Below are 22821 nucleotides of genomic sequence, written 5' to 3'. Positions count from 1 at the left end.
TGGTAGCCCACCAAAGGCTAACCATTGGGAGGAATGAATGGCTCCGCGAAAAACCGCGTCCGTCTCCAGCCGCAAGGCCGCCGCCAAGCCGGCCAAGAAGGACTTCACCGGCGGCACGATCGCCGAATTCTCCAAGGATGATGAGCTGAAGGCCTATCGCGAAATGCTGCTGATCCGGCGTTTCGAGGAGAAGGCCGGCCAGCTTTACGGCATGGGCTTCATCGGCGGTTTCTGTCACCTTTATATCGGCCAGGAAGCCGTCGTCGTCGGCATGCAGCTGGCCCTAAAAGAGGGCGACCAGGTCATCACCGGTTACCGCGATCACGGCCATATGCTCGCCTGCGGCATGAGCGCCCGCGGCGTGATGGCCGAACTCACCGGTCGCCGTGGCGGTCTTTCCAAGGGGAAGGGCGGCTCGATGCACATGTTCTCCAAGGAGAAGCACTTCTACGGCGGCCACGGCATCGTCGGCGCGCAGGTATCGCTCGGCACCGGCCTCGCCTTCGCCAACCGGTATCGCGGCAACGACAATGTCAGCCTCGCCTATTTCGGTGACGGCGCCGCCAACCAGGGCCAGGTCTACGAAAGCTTCAACATGGCAGCGCTCTGGAAGCTGCCGGTGATCTACATCGTCGAGAACAATCGCTATGCGATGGGCACCTCCGTGTCGCGCGCCTCGGCACAGACCGATTTCTCGCAGCGCGGCGCTTCCTTCGGTATCCCGGGCTATCAGGTCGACGGCATGGACGTGCGCGCGGTCAAGGCGGCAGCCGACGAGGCCGTCGAATATTGCCGCTGCGGCAAGGGGCCGATCATCCTCGAAATGCTGACCTACCGCTATCGCGGCCACTCCATGTCCGACCCGGCGAAATACCGCTCGAAGGACGAAGTGCAGAAGATGCGCTCGGAACATGATCCGATCGAGCAGGTGAAGGCACGCATGGTTGAAAAGGGCTGGGCGAGCGAGGACGAACTGAAGCAGATCGACAAGGAGGTTCGCGATATCGTTGCGGATAGTGCCGATTTTGCCCAGTCTGATCCGGAGCCGGATGTATCCGAGCTCTACACCGACATCCTGCTTTGATCCGGGGAGGGACGAATATGCCAGTAGAAATTCTCATGCCTGCCCTTTCCCCGACGATGGAGGAAGGCACGCTCTCCAAATGGCTGAAGAACGAGGGCGACAAGGTCGCCTCCGGCGACGTCATCGCCGAGATCGAGACGGACAAGGCGACGATGGAAGTCGAAGCCGTCGATGAAGGCACGATCGGCAAGCTGCTGATTGCCGCCGGCACCGAAGGCGTCAAGGTCAATACGCCGATCGCCGTGCTGCTCCAGGACGGCGAAGGCGCCGGCGATATTGCCAGCGCCAAGACGGAAGCGCCGAAGCCGGCATCGGCCGAAGCTCCGGCGCCGGCTGCGGCCCCCGTGGCGGCCCAGCCGAAGGCGGAAGTCCCGTCCGATCCGGCCATTCCGGCCGGAACCGAGATGGTGACGATCACCGTCCGCGAAGCGCTGCGCGACGCGATGGCCGAGGAAATGCGCGCCGATGACGACGTCTTCGTCATGGGCGAGGAAGTCGCCGAATACCAGGGCGCCTACAAGATCACGCAAGGGTTGCTGCAGGAATTCGGCCCCCGCCGGGTCGTCGATACGCCGATCACCGAACATGGATTTGCCGGCGTCGGGGTCGGTGCGGCGATGACCGGTCTGCGTCCGATCGTCGAGTTCATGACCTTCAACTTCGCCATGCAGGCGATCGACCAGATCATCAACTCGGCCGCCAAGACGCTCTACATGTCCGGCGGACAGATGGGGGCGCCGATCGTCTTCCGCGGCCCGAGCGGTGCCGCGGCCCGCGTCGCCGCCCAGCACTCGCAGTGCTACGCCGCCTGGTACAGCCATATTCCCGGCCTCAAGGTCGTGATGCCCTATACGGCGGCCGACGCGAAGGGCCTGCTCAAGGCCGCGATCCGCGACCCGAACCCGGTCATCTTCCTTGAGAACGAAATCCTCTACGGCCAGTCCTTCGAGGTGCCGAAGCTCGACGATTTCGTCCTGCCGATCGGCAAGGCCCGCATTCACCGCGTCGGCAAGGATGCGACGATCGTCTCCTTCGGCATCGGCATGACCTATGCCGTCAAGGCCGCCGCCGAACTCGAGGCGCAGGGCATCGATGTCGAAGTCATCGACCTTCGCACCATCCGCCCGATGGACCTGCCGACCGTCATCGAGTCGGTGAAGAAGACCGGTCGCCTCGTCACCGTCGAGGAAGGCTACCCGCAGTCCTCCGTCGGCACCGAGATCGCCACCCGCGTCATGCAGCAGGCCTTCGACTATCTCGATGCGCCGATCCTGACGATCGCGGGCAAGGACGTGCCGATGCCTTACGCGGCTAACCTCGAAAAACTCGCTTTGCCGAACGTCGCCGAGGTCGTCGATGCGGTCAAAGCCGTTTGCTACAAATAAGAGAGGGACGTTCGATGCCAATCAACATCACAATGCCTGCCCTCTCCCCGACCATGGAAGAAGGCAATCTCGCCAAGTGGCTGGTCAAGGAAGGCGACAAGGTCAAGTCCGGCGACGTCATCGCCGAGATCGAGACCGACAAGGCGACCATGGAAGTCGAGGCCGTCGATGAAGGCACCGTTGCCAGGATCGTCGTTCCGGCCGGTACTGAAGGCGTCAAGGTCAATGCCTTGATCGCAGTGCTCGCCGCGGATGGCGAGGATGTGTCGACTGCAGCCAAGGGCGGCAATGGCGCAGCCGCGCCGGCATCGGCCGCGAAGGCGGAAGCCGCTGCTCCGGCGGCACCCGCGGCGCCGGCACCGACCGCAGCCCCCACCGCTTCGGCCGCATCGGCAACGCCGGCACCGGCCGCCGGTGACGGCAAGCGTGTCTTCTCGTCACCGCTCGCCCGCCGTCTTGCCAAGGAAGCGGGCATCGACCTCTCGGCAATTGCCGGTTCCGGCCCCTATGGCCGCGTCGTCAAGAAGGATGTCGAAACCGCAGTCTCCGGCGGCACCGCCAAGCCCGCCGCGGCACCGGCCGCCGCTCAAGCACCGGCCGCAGCACCGCTTGCCAAGGGCATGTCGGAAGACGCCGTCCTCAAGCTCTTCGAGGCGGGCTCCTACGAGCTCGTTCCGCATGACGGCATGCGCAAGACGATTGCCAAGCGTCTGCAGGAGTCGAAGCAGACGATCCCGCATTTCTACGTTTCCCTCGATTGCCAGCTCGATGCGCTCTTAGCTCTGCGTGCTCAGCTCAATGCGGCTGCGCCCGAGAAGGACGGCAAGCCGGTCTACAAGCTCTCGGTCAACGACATGGTGATCAAGGCGCTGGCGCTGGCGCTGCGCGACGTTCCGGATGCGAACGTTTCCTGGACCGATACGAACATGGTCAAGCACAAGCACGCGGATGTCGGCGTTGCGGTGTCGATCCCGGGCGGGCTGATAACCCCGATCGTCCGTCAGGCGGAGTTGAAGAGCCTTTCGGCCATCTCCAACGAGATGAAGGATCTCGGCAAGCGCGCCAAGGAGCGCAAGCTGAAGCCGGAGGAATACCAGGGTGGTACCACCGCGGTTTCCAACATGGGCATGATGGGCGTCAAGGACTTCGCTGCCGTCGTCAACCCGCCGCACGCGACCATCCTTGCGGTCGGCGCTGGCGAGGAGCGCGTCATCGTCAAGAACAAGGAGATGGTCGTCGCCAACATGATGACCGTCACGCTCTCGACCGACCATCGCTGCGTCGATGGCGCTCTCGGTGCCGAACTGCTCGGCGCCTTCAAGCGCTACATCGAAAACCCGATGGGCATGCTCGTCTGATGCGATCCGGACCGGCGCTTCCGCCGGTCCTTCCTTTCCTGACCTCTTGTGCATGTCGTTGCCCCAATACCGCTGCACAGTTTTGGGCGAAATGCATCAAATGCGAGTAGGCAGATGAAGACAGTCCTTTGCTATGGTGACAGTCTGACCTGGGGCTATGACGCGGAGGGCCCGGGGAGACATGCGCTGGAGGATCGTTGGCCAAGCGTGTTGCAGAAGGCGCTCGGCGCCGGCGTCAATGTCATCGCCGAGGGGCTGAACGGCCGCACCACAGCCTATGACGATCATCTCGCCGATTGCGACCGTAACGGCGCGCGTGTCCTTCCGACCGTGCTGCACAGCCACGCACCGCTCGATCTTGTCGTCTTCATGCTCGGTTCGAACGACATGAAGCCAATCATTCACGGCACGGCCTTCGGCGCCGTCAAAGGTGTCGAGCGCCTGGTCAATCTGGTTCGCAAGCACGACTGGCCGACGGAGACGGAGGAGGGCCCGAATATCCTGATCGTCTCGCCGCCACCGCTTTGCGAAACGGCCGACAGCGACTTCGCGGCGATGTTTGCCGGCGGCGTCGAGCAGTCGGCGATGCTGGGGTCGCTCTATCGCGATCTTGCCGACGAACTCGATTGCGGCTTCTTCGACGCCGGTTCGGTCGCCCGGACGACGCCGCTCGATGGGGTTCATCTCGACGCCGAGAATACCCGCGCAATCGGCCGGGGCGTGGAGCCGGTGGTCCGGATGTTGCTCGGGCTTTGACGATGGCGGCTGGCGCAACCCTCAGACCCGCTATGCGAAGCGAGGCGGCTGAACTGGCGATCCTCGTCGATATCGCCTCGCATGGCTTTGCCTCATGGCTGTGGTATGGCGGCGTCTTGGCCAAATCGGCGGACACGGCTTTCGAACACGGCCGCAACCGGCTGCGGCAGGACGAGGGTTTGGGGACGTGGCGTGACGCGGTGGTCGCCCTCACCGATGAAGAGATCGTCGGCGTTTCGATTTCCTACGCCATCGACGCGTCGATTGCAGAGATCGAGCCGAAGCATCCGGTGCTCGCGCCCTTGCTTGCGCTGCAGAGAGAGGTGGTCGGTCACTGGTTCATCGACAGCCTCGGCGTCTACAAGGCGCATCGCGGCAAGGGGATTGGCCGGGCGCTGCTCGAGCACGAATTTGTCCGCGCCGGCAAGGCGCCGGTAAGCCTGATCACCGAGAGCCACAATGAAAAGGCGCAGGCGCTGTACAAGAAAAACGGCTTCGAAGAGGTGGCGCGCGCGGAAGCCCTGCTGCTCTTCGAAGACAGCAGGAAACATGATTGGGTGCTCTTCACCCGCAAGGTCGCTTGAAACAAAGGTAGGAAACACATGGCTGAGAATTACGACGTCATCGTTATCGGTTCGGGCCCGGGCGGCTATGTGACCGCCATCCGCTCGGCGCAGCTGGGCTTGAAGACGGCGATCGTCGAGCGCGAGCATCTGGGCGGCATCTGCCTCAACTGGGGCTGCATCCCGACCAAGGCGCTGCTTCGCTCAGCCGAGATTCTCGACCATGCCAACCACGCCAAGAACTACGGCCTGACGCTCGAAGGCAAGATCACCGCCAACGTCAAGGATGTCGTCGCCCGCTCGCGCGGCGTCTCGGCGCGGCTGAACGGCGGCGTCGCCTTTCTGATGAAGAAGAACAAGATCGACGTGATCTGGGGCGAAGCGAAGCTGACGAAGCCCGGCGAGATCGTCGTCGGCGCGCCGTCGAAGCCGGCCGTCCAGCCGCAGAACCCCGTGCCGAAGGGCGTCAAGAGCGAGGGCACCTATACGGCCAAGCACATCATCCTGGCGACCGGCGCCCGGCCGCGGGCACTGCCCGGCATCGAGCCGGACGGCAAGCTGATCTGGACCTATTTCGAGGCGATGAAGCCCGAGGAGCTGCCGAAAACCATGGTCGTCATGGGCTCCGGCGCGATCGGCATCGAATTTGCGAGCTTCTACCTTTCCATGGGCGTCGATGTCACGGTCGTCGAACTCCTGCCGCAGGTGATGCCCGTCGAGGACGCCGAGATTTCCGCGCTCGCGCGCAAGCAGCTCGAGAAGCGCGGCATGAAGATCTTCACCGACGCCAAGGTGTCGAAGGTCGAAAAGGGCGCCAACGACGTCACGGCCCATGTCGAGACCAAGGACGGCAAGGTCACGCCGATCAAGGCGGACCGGCTGATCTCGGCCGTCGGCGTCCAGGGCAATATCGAGAATCTCGGGCTCGAGACGCTCGGCATCAAGACCGACCGCGGCTGCATCGTCACCGACGGCTACGGCAAGACCAATGTCGCCGGCATCTATGCGATCGGCGACGTTGCCGGGCCGCCGATGCTGGCGCACAAGGCCGAGCATGAGGGCGTCATCTGCGTCGAGAAGATTGCCGGCGTGCCGGGCGTCCATGCGCTCGACAAAAGCAAGGTCCCGGGCTGCACCTATTGCGACCCGCAGGTCGCCTCCGTTGGCCTCACCGAGGCGAAGGCGAAGGAACTCGGCCGCGACATTCGCGTCGGCCGCTACAGCTTCGGCGCCAACGGCAAGGCGATTGCGCTCGGCGAGGACCAGGGCATGATCAAGACGATTTTCGACAAGAAGACCGGCGAGCTGCTCGGAGCGCACATGGTCGGTGCGGAAGTCACCGAGCTCATCCAGGGCTTCGTCGTTGCGATGAATCTGGAGACGACCGAGGAAGAGCTGATGCACACGATCTTCCCGCATCCGACGCTCTCCGAAATGATGAAAGAAAGCGTTCTCGATGCTTACGGAAAAGTGCTGAACGCCTGATGACGTGCGACTGTCCGGAACTTGCAGTATGCTCACGCATTGATTGCGTAGCATCTTCAGTGCGCGGAGGTCGTCATGAGCGTCAATGGCGTGGGCATTTTGGCAGCGATCATCATCGGTGGGCTGGCCGGCTGGCTGGCGGAGAAATTCATGAACAGCCAGATGGGCCTGTTCATGAACATCATTCTCGGCATCATCGGCGCGGTCGTCTTGAACTTCATCCTTGCGGCATTCGGCATGGCCTATACCGGCTGGATCGCCTATCTGGTCGTCGGCTTCATCGGCGCCTGCCTGCTGATCGCCGCGGGCCGTGCCGTCCGAGGATAGAAGTCCATACGCCATCCAATCGCGGTCGGGCTGCCATGCAAATGGCGGCCTGACTTTTCATGTCCGCTTGTTTATATAGATCGAAATTGCCAACGGCTTCTTGCCGCATGCTCGATACGACGAAGGAAGAAACATGGTAACGGTTTTCGACGCGGTCTCGGATCGGGCTCAGCGCATCCGCCATCCGGAAAAGGCGCACCGGCCGGATACGGAAGTGCTGCGCAAGCCGGACTGGATCCGCGTGAAGGCGCCGACCTCGAAGGGTTACCAGGAGACCCGCTCGATCGTGAAGAGCAACAAGCTCGTCACCGTCTGCGAGGAAGCCGGCTGCCCGAACATCGGCGAATGTTGGGACAAGAAGCACGCCACCTTCATGATCATGGGCGAGATCTGCACGCGCGCCTGCGCCTTCTGCAACGTGGCGACCGGCAAGCCCAACGCCCTCGATTTCGAAGAGCCCGCCAATGTCGCCAAGGCCGTCAAGCAGATGGGCCTCAGCCACGTCGTCATCACCTCGGTCGACCGTGACGACCTCGAGGACGGCGGCGCCGAGCATTTCGAGAAGGTGATCTTCGCGATCCGCGACGCGTCTCCGACGACGACGATCGAAATCCTGACCCCGGACTTCCTCAAGAAGCCAGGCGCGCTCGAGCGGGTGGTCGCCGCCAAGCCCGACGTCTTCAACCACAACCTCGAGACCGTGCCGGGCAACTATCTCACGGTGCGCCCGGGCGCCCGCTACTTCCATTCGATCCGTCTCCTGCAGCGGGTGAAGGAACTCGATCCGACGATGTTCACCAAGTCCGGCATCATGGTCGGCCTCGGCGAAGAGCGGAACGAGGTGCTGCAACTGATGGACGACCTGCGTACCGCCGACGTCGACTTCCTGACGATCGGCCAGTACCTGCAGCCGACCCGCAAGCACCACAAGGTCGAGAAATTTGTCACCCCCGAGGAATTCAAGTCCTACGAGACGGTCGCCTATACCAAGGGCTTCCTGATGGTCGCGTCGAGCCCGCTGACCCGCTCGTCGCACCATGCCGGCGACGACTTTGCACGGCTGAAGGCGGCGCGGGAGAAGAAGCTGACCGCGGCGGAGTAGCTCTTCGCCGGTCGCCGATACAGGATCAATAGCCGCGGCGTTCCGACGTCGCGGCTTTCCTTGTGTGGAGACGGCATGGCACGCGATCTGACCGATATTGCCGAGGCAGCCGCCCATCTCGCGCAGGCGAGGCGAATTCTGGTGATTGGCTGCTCCGGCGGCGGCAAGACCACTCTGGCGCGGTGGCTTTCCACCCGCTTCGACCTACCCTTCATCTCCATGGACCGCGAATTCTTCTGGCTGCCTGGTTGGCACTCGCGACCACGCGCGGAACAGCGGGCGATGATCGCCGCCAAAGTCGATCAGCCGCGATGGATCATGGACGGGACAAACCCGTCGAGCTTCGATCTGAGGATGCCGCGCACGGACGTCGTCGTTTGGGTGCGTATGTCGCGCCTGCTTTGTCTCTGGGGGGCGGTGCGCCGCTGGCTGAAATGGCGAGGGCAGGCGCGCCCGGAAATGGCCGACGGCTGCCCCGAACGGTTGAGTTCGGAATTCATTCGCTACATCTGGACCTTCGAACGCAAGTTCGCCCCGATGGTCGACGCTGGGCTCCGGGAGCACGCCGTGCCCGTTCTCCAGATAAGAAACCGGGCACAAATGCGCCAACTCCTTGATCTTCTCGCGGCTCGGCCTTAACTCCAAACCATGCCGCACTTTGAAACCAACCATGTCGTCAAGCACTCGGCCGAGCAGATGTACAACCTCGTCGCCGACGTCGAACGCTATCCGGCGTTTCTGCCGCTCTGCGAGGCGCTGAGCGTGCGATCGCGCAAGGAACGCGACGGCAAGGTGTTGCTGCTTGCCGACATGACGGTGGGCTACAAGGCCATCCGCGAGACGTTTACGACGCAGGTTCTGCTGAAGCCGGCCGAGCGGCTGATCGACGTCAACTACATCGAGGGGCCGTTCAAGTATCTCGATAATATCTGGCGCTTCGAACCGGTGAACGAGAACCAGTCGATCGTCCACTTCTACATCGACTATGAGTTCAAGAGCCGCATTCTAGGCGCCCTGATGGGCTCGATGTTCGATCGCGCCTTCCGCATGTTCTCTGAGGCCTTCGAGAAACGCGCCGACGCGATCTACGGCTCCTGAGCGATCTCCCTGAGGAGATCGAGCGCCGTCTTGACCGTTGCCAGCCGCACCGCGTCACGGCCAATATCGCCGTAGCGCATCTCGCGGTGAAGAAGATTGCCCGAGCGTCCCGCCGCAGCGAGGTGGACGAGCCCGACAGGCTTCTCGGCTGAGCCGCCGCTTGGTCCTGCAATGCCCGTGACCGCGACAGCGACGTGGGCGCCGGAGCGGGCGATGGCGCCCCGTACCATTGCCGCAGCCGTTTCGTAAGAGACCGCGCCGTGAACCGCGAGCGTCGCTGCGTCGACGCCGAGCATGTCGATTTTCGCCTCGTTGGAATAGGTGACGAAGCCGCGGTCGACCACGGCGGACGAGCCGGCAATCTCGGTCAGCGCCGCGGCGATCAGGCCGCCGGTGCAGGATTCGGCGGTAGCGATCTTCAGCCCGCGCGCGGTGACGTCAGTGATGATAGCGCGCGCCGCCCGTTCGATGTCGGCCGGCCACATCAGGCCTTGCTCCCCGCCACATAGACGACCGTTGCGGTGGCGATTGCGGCGATGCCCTCCCGGCGCCCGACGAAGCCGAGCTTCTCGTTGGTCGTCGCCTTCACCGAGCAGCGGTCGAGGGCGATGCCGAGCATGGCGGCAAGATTTTCGCGCATCTGCTGGCGGTGCGGACCGACCTTCGGCGCCTCCGCGATCAGCGAAACATCCGCATTTGTGATCACTCCGCCGCGCTCGCGCACGATCCGTGCGGCGTGCTCCAGGAAGATGCGCGAGGCGGCACCCTTCCACTGCGGATCCGAAGGCGGGAAGTGGTCGCCGATGTCGCCGGCGCCGCAGGTGGCGAGCAGCGCGTCGGTTAAGGCGTGCAAGGCGACATCCGCGTCGGAATGACCGGAGAGCTTGCGGTTATGCGGAATGAACACGCCGCAAAGCGTGACGCCGTCGCCCTCGACGAGCTGGTGCACGTCATAGCCATTGCCGGTCCGGACGTCGGGAAGTGCGTGGCGGGTCAGCCGTTCATCGGCCATCGATATATCCCTCTGGAGCGTGAGCTTGATATTGTCCGACGATCCCTCGACGAGGACCACCGGGATGCCCGCCCATTCGGCGATCGATGCGTCGTCGGTAAAGTCGCTGCGGCCGCTGGCGCTTGCGGCGCGGTGGGCGGCGAGGATCGCCTCGAGACGGAAGCATTGCGGCGTCTGGGCCGCGTAGAGGCCGCCCCGCGGTACTGTCTCCTCGACGATACGGCCGTCCGTAGCCCGTTTCAGGGTGTCGGCAACAGCGATCGCCGGCAGCACTGCCTCTGCGCCGCCGTCGAGCGCCGCACGGCAACGGTCGAGCAGGGCATGGTCGATGAACGGGCGCACGGCGTCCTGGATCATTGCGTGTTTGACGCCGGTCCTGGCGAGCGCTTCGAGCCCGGCAAGCACCGAGAGCTGTCGCGTCGCACCCCCGTGAACCACCGACACGGCCAGCGAGTCGCCCATGCGCTCGAGCGCCGCGGCGAGAAGCGCCTCATCGTCGGGGTGCATAACGACGACCACCGGCCCGGTGCCCGGCCATGTCGCGAAAACGTCAAGTGTATGGGCGATAACGGGGCGATTGCCGATCCTGCGGTACTGCTTCGGTCCCTCCGCCGATTGACCGGCGCGCTCGCCGCGGCCGGCGGCGACGAGGACAACACCACAGGAGAACTGTTCTTCCGGCTGCATCTTCTGTATGGGGTCCCGCAATTCGCCAATCTTCGCCGTCATGTACCGCGAAGGTCCTGTGATTGCCAGCCATCTGTGCCTGTCGTCCGAACTGTGCGGCGGTTTTCAGGTGATCGGCATGCCTGAAAACGAGAATTTGAGAGCGTCGACGCACTTCGAGGAATTTTGTCGGGCGCGTGGAAATCGCTTGGCAAGTCGAACAACACTGTCTAAAAATAGTGCAAGATATTCATGTGCCCGAAAGATATGCATTTGCCACTGCCGGCCCTGTCATCGTCACTCCGGATCGGGAAAGTTGAAATCCGCAATCGGGTGGCGCTCGCTCCGATGTCAGGGGTGACGGATCTGCCCTTCCGCATGCTGGCCTGGCGCTTCGGCGCCGGCTTCGTCGTGACGGAAATGGTGGCAAGCCGCGAGCTGGTTGGCAATGCCGCCGAATCCTGGGCGCGACTAAAGAATTCCGGGATTGATCCCCACATCGTGCAGCTTGCCGGGCGCGAGGCCCACTGGATGGCCGAGGCCGCCAAGATCGTCGAAGCCAATGGCGCCGACATCGTCGACATCAATATGGGCTGCCCGGCCAAGAAGGTCACCGGCGGCTATTCCGGCTCGGCACTGATGCGCGATCCGGACCATGCCTTGTCGCTGATCGAGGCGACCGTCAAGGCAGTCCGCGTCCCGGTAACGCTGAAGATGCGGCTCGGCTGGGACGAGAATTCGATCAATGCGCCACTGATCGCCCGCCGCGCCGAGGAGGCGGGCGTGCAGGCGATCACCATCCATGGCCGCACGCGGATGCAATTCTATACCGGCAAGGCGGATTGGGACGCGATCCGTGCGGTTCGCGAGGTGATTTCCGTTCCGCTGATCGCCAATGGCGATGTCGACACGATCGCCGATGCCACGGAGATCCTGAGCCGCTCCGGTGCCGATGCCGTCATGGTCGGCCGCTCGTGCCAGGGCCGGCCGTGGCATGCGGGCGTGCTGGCCGGTGCCGCAGGCGAACCCACTGCAGCGCGAATAGCGGAAACGTTTGTCGAGCACTACGCGATGATGCTCGACTTCTACGGGCCGGAGATCGGTCTTCGTCATGCCCGCAAGCATGTCGGCTGGTATATCGAGCGTTTCGCGCCGGACCTTCCGGCTGCACAAAAGGCAGAAATCCTGACGGCGAAGGACGTGAAACTTGTGAGCGATCGGGTCGCGGCCGCGATTGCTTGCTCCGGCTTGGAGCCGGCGAGGGGAGAGATCGCGGCATGACCGAAAAGGCAATGGAGCCGGCAGAAGCCGCGAACGACCTCTCGATGGCGGTGCTGAACGCCATACAGAACCCGGTCATCCTCGTCGACGAGAACGGCCATGTCGCCTTCGCGAACTGGGAGGCGGAGTCCTTCTTCGGGGCGAGCGCCAACCATCTTGCCCGTCACGATATCAGCGCCTTCATTCCCTTCGGCAGCCCGCTCCTGACGCTGATCGACCAGGTGCGCGAAAGGCGCGCTCCGGTCAACGAATACCGGGTCGATCTGAGCTCGCCGCGGCTTGGCGCCGACAAGCTCGTCGATCTTTACGTGGCGCCGGTGCTGTCGCAGCCGGGATCTGTGGTCATCGTCTTCCAGGAGCGCTCGATGGCCGACAAGATCGATCGGCAGCTCACCCATCGGGCAGCCGCGCGCTCGGTGACAGGACTTGCGTCGATGCTCGCCCACGAGATCAAGAACCCGCTGTCCGGCATAAGGGGGGCAGCACAGCTCCTCGAATCATCGGTCACTGATGAAGACCGGGCACTGACGCGGCTGATCTGCGACGAAACCGACCGCATCGTCTCGCTCGTCGATCGCATGGAAGTGTTTTCGGACGAGCGGCCGGTCGACCGCGTGCCGCTCAATATCCATTCGGTCCTCGACCACGTGAAGGCGATCGCCAAGGCGGGCTTTGCCCGGGGGATCAAGATCTCCGAAAACTATGACCCGTCACTGCCGCCGGTCTATGCCAACCGCGACCAGCTCGTCCAGGTGTTCCTCAACCTGGTCAAGAACGCCGCGGAGGCGATCGGCGACCGCCCCGAGGGCGAAATCATGCTGACGACCGCCTATCGGCCAGGCATCCGGCTCTCGGTGGCGGGAACGCGGGAAAAGATCTCGCTGCCGCTGGAGTTCTGTGTCCACGACAACGGACCGGGCGTGCCCTCGGACCTGCTGCCGCATCTCTTCGATCCGTTCATCACGACGAAGACGAACGGCTCCGGTCTAGGGTTGGCGCTGGTGGCCAAGATCATCGGCGGCCATGGCGGCATCGTCGAATGCGACAGCCAGCACAGCCGCACGACCTTTCGCGTCCTGATGCCGGCCTCCAAAGGACGGGCGGCGGATGACGTAACTCCGATGACAAAAGGAAGCATTGCATGACCGGCGCCACGATCCTCGTCGCGGATGACGACGCAGCCATTCGCACCGTGCTCAACCAGGCGCTCAGCCGTGCCGGATACGACGTGCGCATCACCTCCAACGCCGCGACGCTCTGGCGCTGGATCGCCGCCGGCGACGGCGACCTGGTCGTCACCGACGTGGTGATGCCGGACGAGAATGCCTTCGATCTCCTGCCGCGTATCAAGAAGGCGCGGCCCGATCTGCCGGTTCTGGTGATGAGTGCGCAGAACACCTTCATGACCGCCATCAAGGCGTCGGAGAAGGGCGCCTATGATTACCTGCCAAAACCCTTCGACCTGACCGAGCTGATCGGTATCATCGGACGGGCGCTCGCCGAGCCGAAACGCCGGCCCTCCAAGCTGGACGACGATTCGCAGGACGGGATGCCGCTCGTCGGCCGCTCCGCCGCCATGCAGGAAATCTACCGCGTCCTCGCCCGGCTGATGCAGACCGACCTGACACTGATGATCACCGGGGAATCGGGAACCGGCAAGGAATTGGTCGCGCGCGCCCTGCACGACTACGGCAAGCGCCGGAACGGGCCGTTCGTCGCCATCAACATGGCGGCGATCCCGCGCGACCTTATCGAATCGGAGTTGTTCGGTCACGAAAAGGGAGCGTTCACCGGCGCCCAGACCCGCTCCACCGGCCGCTTCGAACAGGCCGAGGGTGGAACGCTCTTCCTCGACGAAATCGGCGACATGCCGATGGACGCCCAGACGCGGCTGCTGCGCGTGCTGCAGCAGGGCGAATACACGACCGTCGGCGGGCGCACGCCGATCCGCTCCGACGTGCGCATCGTCGCGGCGACGAACAAGGACCTGAAGCAGTCGATCAACCAGGGCCTTTTCCGCGAGGACCTCTACTATCGCCTGAACGTCGTGCCGCTGCGCCTGCCGCCGCTTCGCGACCGCGCCGAGGATATTCCCGATCTCGTTCGCCATTTCGTCCAGCAGGCCGAAAAGGAGGGGCTCGACGTCAAGCGCTTCGACCAGGAAGCACTGGAGCTGATGAAGGCGCATCCCTGGCCCGGTAACGTGCGCGAGCTCGAGAACCTCGTGCGGCGCCTCACTGCACTTTATCCACAGGATGTGATCACCCGCGAGATCATCGAAAACGAGCTGCGATCCGAGGTGCCGGACAGCCCGATCGACAAGGCCGCGGCGCGTCCCGGCTCGATGTCGATTTCGCAGGCGGTCGAGGAGAACATGCGACAGTATTTCGCGAGCTTCGGCGAGGCGTTGCCGCCGACGGGCCTTTACGACCGCGTGCTTGCGGAAATGGAATATCCGCTGATCCTCGCGGCCCTGACGGCGACGCGCGGCAATCAGATCAAGGCAGCCGATCTCCTCGGGCTCAACCGCAACACGCTGCGCAAGAAGATCCGCGAACTGGGCGTTTCGGTCTATCGGAGCTCACGCACCGCTTGACTGCTTTGCAACACCGTTGCATTTTCGCCACAATGCGTTGCTTGAAGGCTCATGAGGCGATCGATTCGATCTGACCTGGGCAATGGCGGCTCGCGTGACGCGGCGTTTGCCGGTGTCCGTCCGGGCTAGGGCACTTTCAATATCTGGTCCGGAATTGCAGGTGGGTGCCGGTGTCTTCGGGGCTCCGGTTTGGGGGACTTTTTATGGTGGATGGGATGGCCTTGCCATTGGGCACGGAGGAGGGTGTTGCGGCTGCGCAGGATCGGCGAGCCTCCTTCGCGTTCCCGGGCCTGATGCTGGCCACCGGGGCTCTGGTCTGTGCCACCCTGTCGCTGCTCGTCCTTCTCGGCCTCACCCCTGTCCGGCCGGAACGGAACATCGTCATTGCCTGCGCCGGCGTCAACGGCGTCTTCGTCGTCGGGCTGATCTATCTGATCGCCCGCGAGATCATCAGGCTGCTTCGCGCCCGCAGCAAGGGCAGGGCGGCAGCGCGGCTGCATGTGCGCATCGTTGCCCTGTTCTCGATCGTCGCGATCACGCCGGCCATCCTCGTCGCGATTTTTGCCAGCATCACCCTCGATGTCGGCCTCGATCGCTGGTTCTCGCTGCGCACCCAGGCGATCGTGCGCTCGTCGCTGAATGTCGCCCAGGCCTATGTCCTGGAGAACGCCAGCTATCTCCAAGGGCAGACGGTCTCGATGGCAAACGACCTCGAGCGCAACCGGCAGCTTTACGCCCTCGACCGCACCGGCTTTACCGAACTGATGACGCGTCAGGCGAGGGGGCGCGGCATGCTCGGCGCCTTCCTCGTTCGCGCCGACGGCAGCGCCATCCTCCAGGCCAATATCTCGACCGAGCGGCCCTTGCCTGCCATCCCGCAGGACGCGTTGAAGAGCACTGTCGCGGGCCAGCCGACGCTTATTCCCCCGGGCGTCACCAACCTCGTCGGGGCAGTCGTTCCGTTGGAGAATTTCCCCGGCATCTACCTCTATACGCTCCGCAACGTCGATCCTGAAGTCATGCGCTCCATGCGGCTGATGGAGGAGAACACCGCCGAATACAAGGCGCTCGAGGCGGGGCGCACCTCGTTGCAGATCGCCTTCGGCGTCCTTTACATCGGCTTCGCGCTGATCGTGCTTCTGGCGGCGATCTGGACGGCAATAGCGGTTGCCGACCGTATCGTCCGCCCTATCCGGCAACTGATCGGCGCGGCCGACAGCGTCGCCTCCGGCAATCTCGACGTGGTCGTGCCGGTGCGCGCCGTCGACGGCGATGTCGGCAACCTGTCGCGCACCTTCAACAAGATGGTGAGCGAGATCCGGACGCAGCAGGACCAGATCCTTGTGGCCAAGGACGAGGTCGATCAGCGCCGCCGCTTCATCGAGGCCGTGCTTTCCGGTGTCACGGCAGCCGTGATCGGCGTCGGCCGGGACCGGCGCATCACGATCGTCAATCCCTCGTCGGAGGAATTCCTGCGGAAATCGGCTCCGGGGCTGCTCGGTGCCAGTCTTCGCGAAGTGGCGCCGGAGATCGAGGAGGTGCTGGTCGAGGCGGAAAGCCGCTATCGCAACGACTATCGCAAGCAGATCAACATCATGCGTGGCGGAACCGAGCGCACGCTGAACGTTCAGGTGACCCGGGAGGAGGGCGAGGGGTCGCTCGGCTCCTACGTCATCACCATCGACGACATCACCGACCTGGTCATCGCCCAGCGGTCGACGGCGTGGGCCGACGTGGCTCGGCGCATCGCGCACGAGATCAAGAACCCGCTGACACCGATCCAGCTTTCCGCCGAGCGTCTAAAACGGCGCTATGGCAAGCAGATCGATCAGCAGGACAAGGCCGTGTTCGACCAATGCACGGATACGATCGTGCGCCAGGTAGAAGACATCGGCCGCATGGTCGACGAATTTTCGGCCTTTGCGCGCATGCCGAAGCCGACAAAGGAAAAGTCGGATCTGCGCTCGATTCTCAAGGACGCCGTCTTCCTGCGCGAAATGGGCAACAACCACATCACCTTCATCCGCGATTTCGGCGAGGAGGCGCTCGAAGGCCAGTTCGACGGGCGCATGCTCGGCCAGGCCTTCGGCAATATCGTCAAGAATGCGGTTGAGGCGATCGAGGCGGTCCCGGCCGAGGCGGTGCGCGGTGCGCCGACGATCTTGGTTCGCTCCCGTCGCGACGATGGCACAGGGCGTTTCGTCGTCGATGTGATCGACAACGGCAAGGGACTCCCCACCGAAAACCGGCACCGGATACTGGAGCCATATATGACGATGCGCGAGAAGGGCACGGGGCTGGGTCTCGCTATCGTCAAGAAGATCATCGAGGACCATGGCGGACAATTGGAGTTGCACGATGCACCGGCGGATTTCGACGGCGGCGTCGGAGCGATGATCCGCGTGATCCTGCCGCCCGCCGGCGAAAGCGGGGGCGACGAGACTGTAAAGGATAAGGGTAATACCAATGGCGGCTGATATTCTGGTTGTGGATGATGAGGAAGACATCCGCGAGATCGTCTCGGGCATCCTGTCGGACGAGGGCCACGAGACACGAACGGCCTTCGACAGCGACAGTGCTCTCGCGGCGATCAACGACCGCGTGCCGCGGCTTATCTTCCTGGACATCTGGATGCAGGGCAGCCGGCTGGATGGTTTGGCGCTGCTCGACGAGATCAAGAGCCGCCACCCGGATCTGCCGGTGGTGATGATTTCCGGCCACGGCAATATCGAGACGGCCGTTTCCGCGATCAAGCGCGGCGCTTACGATTTCATCGAGAAGCCGTTCAAGGCCGACCGGCTGATCCTCATTGCCGAGCGGGCATTGGAGAACTCCAAGCTCAAGCGCGAAGTGTCGGAGCTCAAGAAGAGGTCGGGCGATCCGGTGGAACTCATCGGCACGTCGGTGGCGGTCTCGCAACTGCGCCAGACGATCGAGAAGGTCGCCCCGACCAACAGCCGCATCATGATCCAGGGACCTTCCGGTTCCGGCAAGGAACTGGTGGCGCGCATGATCCATCGCAAGTCGACGCGTTCCACCGGTCCCTTCGTCGCCTTGAATGCGGCTGCGATCACGCCGGACCGCATGGAGATTGCGCTCTTCGGCACTGAGGGCACCGCGGGCCAGCCGCGTCGCACCGGCGCGCTTGAGGAAGCCCATGGCGGCATACTCTATCTCGACGAGGTCGGCGAAATGCCGCGCGAGACGCAGAACAAAATCCTGCGCGTGCTCGTCGACCAGCAGTTCGAACGCGTCGGCGGCTCGAAACGCGTCAAGGTCGACGTCCGCATCATTTCCTCGACCGCCTACAACCTCGAAAACATGATCGCGGAGGGGCTCTTCCGCGAGGACCTCTATCACCGGCTTGCCGTCATCCCGGTGCGCGTTCCGGCACTCGCCGAGCGGCGCGAAGATATTCCCTTCCTGGTCGACATGTTCATGCGCCAGGTGAGCGAGCATGCCGGCATCCGGCCGCGCAAGATCGGCGAGGACGCGCTCGCCGTGCTTCAGGCGCATGACTGGCCGGGAAATATCCGTCAGCTGCGCAACAACATCGAACGCCTGATGATCCTCGCCCGCAGCGATGGTCCGGACACGCCGATCAGCGCCGACATGCTGCCGAACGAGGTGGGCGACACGCTTCCGAAGATTTCCGCCAAGGGTGACCAGCACATCATGACGCTGCCGCTGCGCGAAGCGCGCGAAATGTTTGAACGGGACTATCTGATTGCCCAGATCAATCGCTTCGGCGGAAACATCTCCCGAACGGCGGAATTCGTCGGCATGGAACGCTCCGCGCTCCATCGCAAGCTGAAGTCCCTGGGCGTCTGAGGCGGGCAAAGCACCATGCCAAGAACCGCCTATGTGAACGGCGCCTATGTGCCGCATTCCGACGCTGCGATCCATGTGGAGGACCGCGGCTTCCAGTTCGCTGACGGTGTCTACGAGGTGTGCGAGGTTCGGCACGGCTTCATCGTCGATCTCGGCCGTCACCTCGACCGGCTCGACCGGTCGCTGAGCGAGCTCAGAATGGCGTGGCCGATGAGCCGCGCCGCGTTGATCCAGGTCATTCGCGAGGTGCTGCGGCGCAACCGCGTCCGCAACGGGCTCTTCTATCTCCAGGTGACGCGAGGGGTAGCCCGGCGCGATCATGTGTTTCCGGCCAAGGGCACGCCACCCTCTGTAGTCGTCACGGCCAAGCGCACGGATGCCGCCGCGATCGCCAGGAAGAATGCCGAAGGCATCGCGGCGATTACGGTGCCGGAGAACCGCTGGGACCGGGTGGATATCAAGACGGTCGGCCTCCTTCCGAACGTCCTCGCTCGCCAATGGGCGAAGGAAATGGGAGCTCAGGAGGCGATCTTCGTCGACGCGGACGGCACGGTCAAGGAAGGGGCGGCAACGAATGTCTGGATCGTAGACGGCGAGGGGACGCTGCGCACGCGCCCGGCCGAGCACGGCATCCTGCGCGGCATCACGCGTACGACATTGATGGACGTGGCTAAGCCACTCGGCTTGAAGATCGAGGAGAAGGCCTTCTCTGTCGAGGAAATGCTCGCCGCACGGGAAGTGTTCGTCACCGCTGCCACGAGCATCTGCTTTCCGGTCGTATCAATCGACGGAAAGACGATCGGTAACGGTCACCCAGGAAGCATAGCACAGAATATTCGTGAAGCCTTTTTCGACGTTGCGGAAAAGACGGCGATTTGATACCAAACTTCAAGAGGTGTCGGGGGAAGGCTTCTGTGACACGTCTGATCGCAAATTTGACAAAATGCACCGGCGCCAAAGCCGGCAAATAAGAAAGAAGCGGCGCGATGGCGGAACGTTCTCAAAACTTGCAGGATCTTTTTCTTAATACGGTTCGCAAGCAAAAAATTTCCTTGACCATTTTCCTTATCAATGGCGTGAAACTGACGGGTGTTGTGACATCTTTTGACAATTTCTGTGTCCTGTTGCGCCGTGACGGCCATTCTCAGCTCGTCTACAAGCACGCCATCTCGACCATCATGCCGGGCCAGCCTCTGCAGATGTTCGAGAATGAGGAAGCGGCATCCTGACGGGACCTGAGGACCATTACCAAACGCAATTCGAAATCGCCGTCGTCGATCATACCGGAGCTTGAAAAGCGCCGCGACGACATGCGCGCGGTCGTCGTCGTGCCGGTCTTGAAGAAGACGGGCAAACCGGCCGCGGATGTAGCGGCGTCCAGCACACGTTCGGACGAAAGCCGACTGGAAGAGGCGACCGGGCTTGCACTCGCCATCGATCTCGACGTCGTGCACGGCACGATCGTTCCGGTGGCGCAGCCGAAGCCGGGCACATTGCTCGGCAGCGGCAAGATCGAGGAGATCGGTCATATCCTCAACGAGAAGGATGCGGGCCTGGTTATCGTCGATCACCCGCTGACGCCAGTGCAGCAGCGCAATCTCGAGAAGGAATGGAACGCCAAGGTCATCGACCGGACGGGGCTCATTCTCGAAATTTTCGGCCGGCGCGCCTCCACCAAGGAGGGCACGCTCCAGGTCGATCTCGCCCATCTCAACTATCAGAAGGGCAGGCTGGTTCGAAGCTGGACCCACCTTGAGCGCCAGCGCGGTGGCGCGGGCTTCATGGGCGGTCCCGGCGAAACCCAAATCGAAGCCGACCGTCGACTGCTGCAGGAAAGGATCGTGCGGCTGGAGCGCGAACTGGAGCAGGTGCGCCGGACGCGCCAGTTGCATCGTTCGAAGCGCAAGAAGGTACCGCACCCGATCGTGGCGCTGGTCGGCTACACCAATGCAGGCAAGTCGACGCTGTTCAACCGGATGACCGGTGCTGGCGTGCTGGCCGAAGACATGCTCTTCGCGACGCTCGATCCGACGCTCCGGCGGCTGAAGCTGCCGCATGGCCGAATGGTCATTCTGTCCGACACCGTCGGCTTCATCTCCGACCTGCCGACGCACCTCGTCGCGGCCTTCCGCGCGACGTTGGAAGAGGTGCTCGAAGCCGATCTGATCCTGCATGTGCGGGATTTGTCGGACCCGGACAATCAGGCGCAGGCGAGCGACGTGTTGCGCATCCTTGCCGATCTCGGCATAGACGAGAAGGAGGGCGCCGAGCGCATTGTCGAGGTCTGGAACAAGATCGACAGGCTCGAGCCGGAGGTGCGCGAGGCACTGGTGAACAAAGCGGCGGGCGCCGACAACACCGTCGCCGTTTCGGCGATCACCGGCGAAGGCGTCGACGATCTGCTTGCCGAAATTGGCCAGCGGCTTTCGGGGGTGCTGACCGAGTGCACTGTCGCCCTGGGATTGGACCAGCTGCAGCTCTTGCCCTGGATCTATGAGCACGCGATCGTCGATGGCCGCGACGATCTCGAAGACGGAAGGATCAGCCTCGACCTGCGTTTGACCGAGTCCGAGGCGGCCGAGCTCGAAAGGCGGCTGGGCAACGGGCCTAAGCCTGTTGCGGAGGATTGGTGAGTAGCATGACATAGCGGCATGCCGCTACGTCAATTGCCTCTCGATTGCCTTTGCGGCCTGCCAGAGTTCTTCCATGCGCTCCAGCGACGCAGCATCCAGCGTTTCACCGCCGGCATGCAGTTCCTGCTCGATATGGCTGAACCGGCGCCGGAATTTGGCGTTGGTGCCGCGCAGCGCCATTTCCGGATCGGTGCCGATATGACGGCCGATATTGACCAGCGCGAAGATGAGGTCGCCGAGTTCATCCGCAACCTTTCGCCGGTCGCCATCCTTCAGCGCCTGGCGGAGCTCGCCGATTTCCTCCTCGACCTTGTCGAGAATTGGTGCAGGCTCCGACCAGTCGAAGCCCACCTTGGCGGCGCGCTCCTGAAGCTTGAGCGCCTCGACCAGCGCCGGAAAGCTCCGCTGCACTGAGCCGAGATGGCCGGAATGCTCCTCCAGCGGCAGACCGCGCCGCATTCGGCGCGCGCGCCTATCCGCCTTCTCGGCCTGCTTGATCTCATCCCATTGCAGCTTGACCGCGTCCGGCGTATCGGCGTCGGAGCGGGCAAAGACATGCGGATGGCGGCGGATCATCTTGCGGGTGACGGCTTCCACCACGTCGCCAAAGGAGAATTCTCCGACCTCTTCCGCCATTTGCGCGTGATAGACCACCTGCAGCAGCAGGTCGCCGAGCTCGTCGCAAAGATCGTCCATGTCGCGGCGCTCGATCGCGTCGGCGACCTCGTAGGCTTCCTCGATCGTGTAAGGCTTGATCGTCTCGAAGGTCTGGACGATGTCCCACGGGCAGCCGGTCTTCGGGTCGCGAAGCGCGGCCATGATGTCGATGAGGCGTTGAATATCGCGAGAAGGTTCCATCGGACTCAGTTCAGCGGTATGGCGTTGTTGTCTTTGCCCGCCTGATAGGCGGCCGACAGGCGATCGTAGCGCTCGCGGATCCGGGCATCCTGCGCCGCGAGCCTCTTTGTCGTCTCCGGATCGGCATCCCGCATGAGAGCAGCGATCGAGGCCGACTTCCAGAAGGCATTTTCCCGGACATAGCCGCCAGGTTCAAGCCGGAAGACTTCCTTGAGGATCTTCAGGTCGTGCGGAATCGAGAAGCTGTCGCGCGAATCCTCGTGGCTGAAGAAGTAGTAGAAATTGTCGAAGCCGGCCCAGGTGATTGCCGAAAGGCACATGGAGCAGGGCTCATGCGTCGACAGGAAGATCAGATCGCGCGTGTCGGACTTCTCCGTCAGTTCGTAGAAGCGCTTGAGCGCATGGACTTCGCCATGCCACAGCGGGTTTTCGGTCTCGTTGTTGGTCTCGGCGAGTACGAGCGAGAGATCGGACTTGCGCAGGATCGCAGCGCCGAACACCTTGTTGCCGGCCGCCACACCCTTCTCCGTCAGGGGGAGGATGTCGTTTTCGATAACCGTCAGGAGGCGCCCGGCCAGTTCCGATTGTTTCATTTCTGCAGTCTCCCGCGCATCTGCCGGCATTTAACGGAGGTTCGGCGGTGGGCGCAATGGCGATGCCGCTGCCGTTGGCAATCATCCTCCGGAGATATTTGCTCAAAAAGTTTGGCTGTCGAGCAAAACAATACGTGCCCTTAAAGCCATAGAAATTTCTGTTTCTTCAATTGTCGGCGGCTATGAGGGATAT

The 22821-nt window shown here is 63.1% G+C and carries 22 protein-coding genes; 18 read left to right on the top strand and 4 right to left on the bottom strand.

Annotated features, from left to right (window positions below):
• Positions 1-37: 37 nt before the first annotated feature.
• The 10 genes from pdhA to ATC00_RS10225 all read left to right on the top strand — a co-directional run bounded on the left by pdhA (position 38) and on the right by ATC00_RS10225 (position 9158).
• A complete protein-coding gene (gene pdhA / locus ATC00_RS10270; protein WP_064252693.1) occupies positions 38-1084 on the top strand; it encodes a pyruvate dehydrogenase (acetyl-transferring) E1 component subunit alpha in 1047 nt (348 codons plus the stop codon).
• Between the two features lie 17 nt (positions 1085-1101).
• Positions 1102-2469, top strand: a complete 1368-nt coding sequence (locus ATC00_RS10265; RefSeq protein WP_037383183.1) for a pyruvate dehydrogenase complex E1 component subunit beta — start codon at positions 1102-1104, stop codon at positions 2467-2469.
• A gap of 14 nt (positions 2470-2483) precedes the next feature.
• Positions 2484-3827, top strand: a complete 1344-nt coding sequence (locus tag ATC00_RS10260; protein ID WP_064252692.1) for a pyruvate dehydrogenase complex dihydrolipoamide acetyltransferase — start codon at positions 2484-2486, stop codon at positions 3825-3827.
• A gap of 114 nt (positions 3828-3941) precedes the next feature.
• Entirely contained in the window at positions 3942-4583 is a 642-nt protein-coding gene (locus tag ATC00_RS10255; RefSeq protein WP_064252691.1) for an SGNH/GDSL hydrolase family protein, read from the top strand.
• A 2-nt stretch (positions 4584-4585) separates the two neighbouring features.
• Positions 4586-5167, top strand: a complete 582-nt coding sequence (locus ATC00_RS10250; protein ID WP_064252690.1) for a GNAT family N-acetyltransferase — start codon at positions 4586-4588, stop codon at positions 5165-5167.
• 18 nt (positions 5168-5185) lie between these two features.
• Entirely contained in the window at positions 5186-6631 is a 1446-nt protein-coding gene (gene lpdA / locus ATC00_RS10245; protein WP_064252689.1) for a dihydrolipoyl dehydrogenase, read from the top strand.
• Between the two features lie 75 nt (positions 6632-6706).
• Entirely contained in the window at positions 6707-6958 is a 252-nt protein-coding gene (locus ATC00_RS10240; protein WP_037383196.1) for a GlsB/YeaQ/YmgE family stress response membrane protein, read from the top strand.
• A 133-nt stretch (positions 6959-7091) separates the two neighbouring features.
• Positions 7092-8060 carry a lipoyl synthase gene (gene lipA, locus ATC00_RS10235; RefSeq protein ID WP_064252688.1) on the top strand — a complete coding sequence of 323 codons (969 nt, stop codon included), beginning with the start codon at positions 7092-7094 and terminating at the stop codon, positions 8058-8060.
• Between the two features lie 75 nt (positions 8061-8135).
• Entirely contained in the window at positions 8136-8699 is a 564-nt protein-coding gene (locus ATC00_RS10230) for a P-loop NTPase family protein (protein ID WP_037383204.1), read from the top strand.
• 9 nt (positions 8700-8708) lie between these two features.
• Positions 8709-9158, top strand: a complete 450-nt coding sequence (locus ATC00_RS10225) for a type II toxin-antitoxin system RatA family toxin (protein WP_037383207.1) — start codon at positions 8709-8711, stop codon at positions 9156-9158.
• Here the strand turns inward: ATC00_RS10225 and ATC00_RS10220 are convergent.
• Together ATC00_RS10220 and ATC00_RS10215 are read right to left on the bottom strand one after the other, a co-directional pair.
• Positions 9146-9643, bottom strand: coding sequence for a CinA family protein (locus ATC00_RS10220; protein ID WP_064252687.1), 498 nt, complete (start codon positions 9641-9643; stop codon positions 9146-9148). The genes ATC00_RS10225 and ATC00_RS10220 overlap by 13 nt on opposite strands.
• The gene (locus tag ATC00_RS10215; RefSeq protein ID WP_037383352.1) at positions 9643-10857 is read right to left on the bottom strand and encodes a bifunctional 2-C-methyl-D-erythritol 4-phosphate cytidylyltransferase/2-C-methyl-D-erythritol 2,4-cyclodiphosphate synthase; all 1215 of its coding nucleotides are present in this window, start codon (positions 10855-10857) and stop codon (positions 9643-9645) included. The genes ATC00_RS10220 and ATC00_RS10215 overlap by 1 nt, the downstream gene beginning before the upstream one ends.
• A gap of 231 nt (positions 10858-11088) precedes the next feature.
• Here ATC00_RS10215 and dusB point away from each other — a divergent pair, with 231 nt between their 5' ends.
• The 8 genes from dusB to hflX all read left to right on the top strand — a co-directional run bounded on the left by dusB (position 11089) and on the right by hflX (position 21177).
• Positions 11089-12117, top strand: coding sequence for a tRNA dihydrouridine synthase DusB (gene dusB / locus ATC00_RS10210; protein ID WP_037383211.1), 1029 nt, complete (start codon positions 11089-11091; stop codon positions 12115-12117).
• Complete coding sequence (locus tag ATC00_RS10205) at positions 12114-13262, top strand: two-component system sensor histidine kinase NtrB (RefSeq protein WP_037383213.1); 1149 nt, start codon at positions 12114-12116, stop codon at positions 13260-13262. Before dusB ends, ATC00_RS10205 begins: the two co-directional genes overlap by 4 nt.
• Positions 13259-14713 (top strand): nitrogen regulation protein NR(I), encoded by a 1455-nt coding sequence (gene ntrC / locus ATC00_RS10200; protein WP_012707855.1) that lies wholly within the window; start codon positions 13259-13261, stop codon positions 14711-14713. Before ATC00_RS10205 ends, ntrC begins: the two co-directional genes overlap by 4 nt.
• 164 nt (positions 14714-14877) lie before the next feature.
• A complete protein-coding gene (locus ATC00_RS10195; RefSeq protein WP_234782275.1) occupies positions 14878-17190 on the top strand; it encodes a sensor histidine kinase NtrY-like in 2313 nt (770 codons plus the stop codon).
• Positions 17180-18544 carry a two-component system response regulator NtrX gene (gene ntrX / locus ATC00_RS10190; RefSeq protein WP_037383220.1) on the top strand — a complete coding sequence of 455 codons (1365 nt, stop codon included), beginning with the start codon at positions 17180-17182 and terminating at the stop codon, positions 18542-18544. The genes ATC00_RS10195 and ntrX overlap by 11 nt, the downstream gene beginning before the upstream one ends.
• 15 nt (positions 18545-18559) lie before the next feature.
• Entirely contained in the window at positions 18560-19423 is an 864-nt protein-coding gene (locus tag ATC00_RS10185; RefSeq protein WP_037383222.1) for a D-amino-acid transaminase, read from the top strand.
• A gap of 107 nt (positions 19424-19530) precedes the next feature.
• The gene (gene hfq, locus ATC00_RS10180) at positions 19531-19773 is read left to right on the top strand and encodes an RNA chaperone Hfq (RefSeq protein ID WP_003535434.1); all 243 of its coding nucleotides are present in this window, start codon (positions 19531-19533) and stop codon (positions 19771-19773) included.
• An 81-nt stretch (positions 19774-19854) separates the two neighbouring features.
• On the top strand, positions 19855-21177 hold the full coding sequence (hflX, locus tag ATC00_RS10175; RefSeq protein WP_037383228.1) for a GTPase HflX: 1323 nt from the start codon (positions 19855-19857) through the stop codon (positions 21175-21177).
• 24 nt (positions 21178-21201) lie between these two features.
• Here hflX and mazG read toward each other — a convergent pair whose 3' ends face one another.
• Both mazG and ATC00_RS10165 read right to left on the bottom strand, forming a co-directional pair.
• Positions 21202-22035: a nucleoside triphosphate pyrophosphohydrolase gene (gene mazG / locus ATC00_RS10170; protein WP_037383231.1), complete on the bottom strand. Its 834-nt coding sequence runs from the start codon at positions 22033-22035 to the stop codon at positions 21202-21204.
• Between the two features lie 5 nt (positions 22036-22040).
• Complete coding sequence (locus ATC00_RS10165) at positions 22041-22628, bottom strand: deaminase (protein ID WP_064252685.1); 588 nt, start codon at positions 22626-22628, stop codon at positions 22041-22043.
• Positions 22629-22821 lie beyond the last annotated feature (193 nt).

It is taken from the genome of Sinorhizobium americanum (assembly GCF_001651855.1).
Classification (GTDB): domain Bacteria; phylum Pseudomonadota; class Alphaproteobacteria; order Rhizobiales; family Rhizobiaceae; genus Sinorhizobium; species Sinorhizobium americanum.
This window is presented reverse-complemented; position numbering and strand designations above follow the sequence as displayed.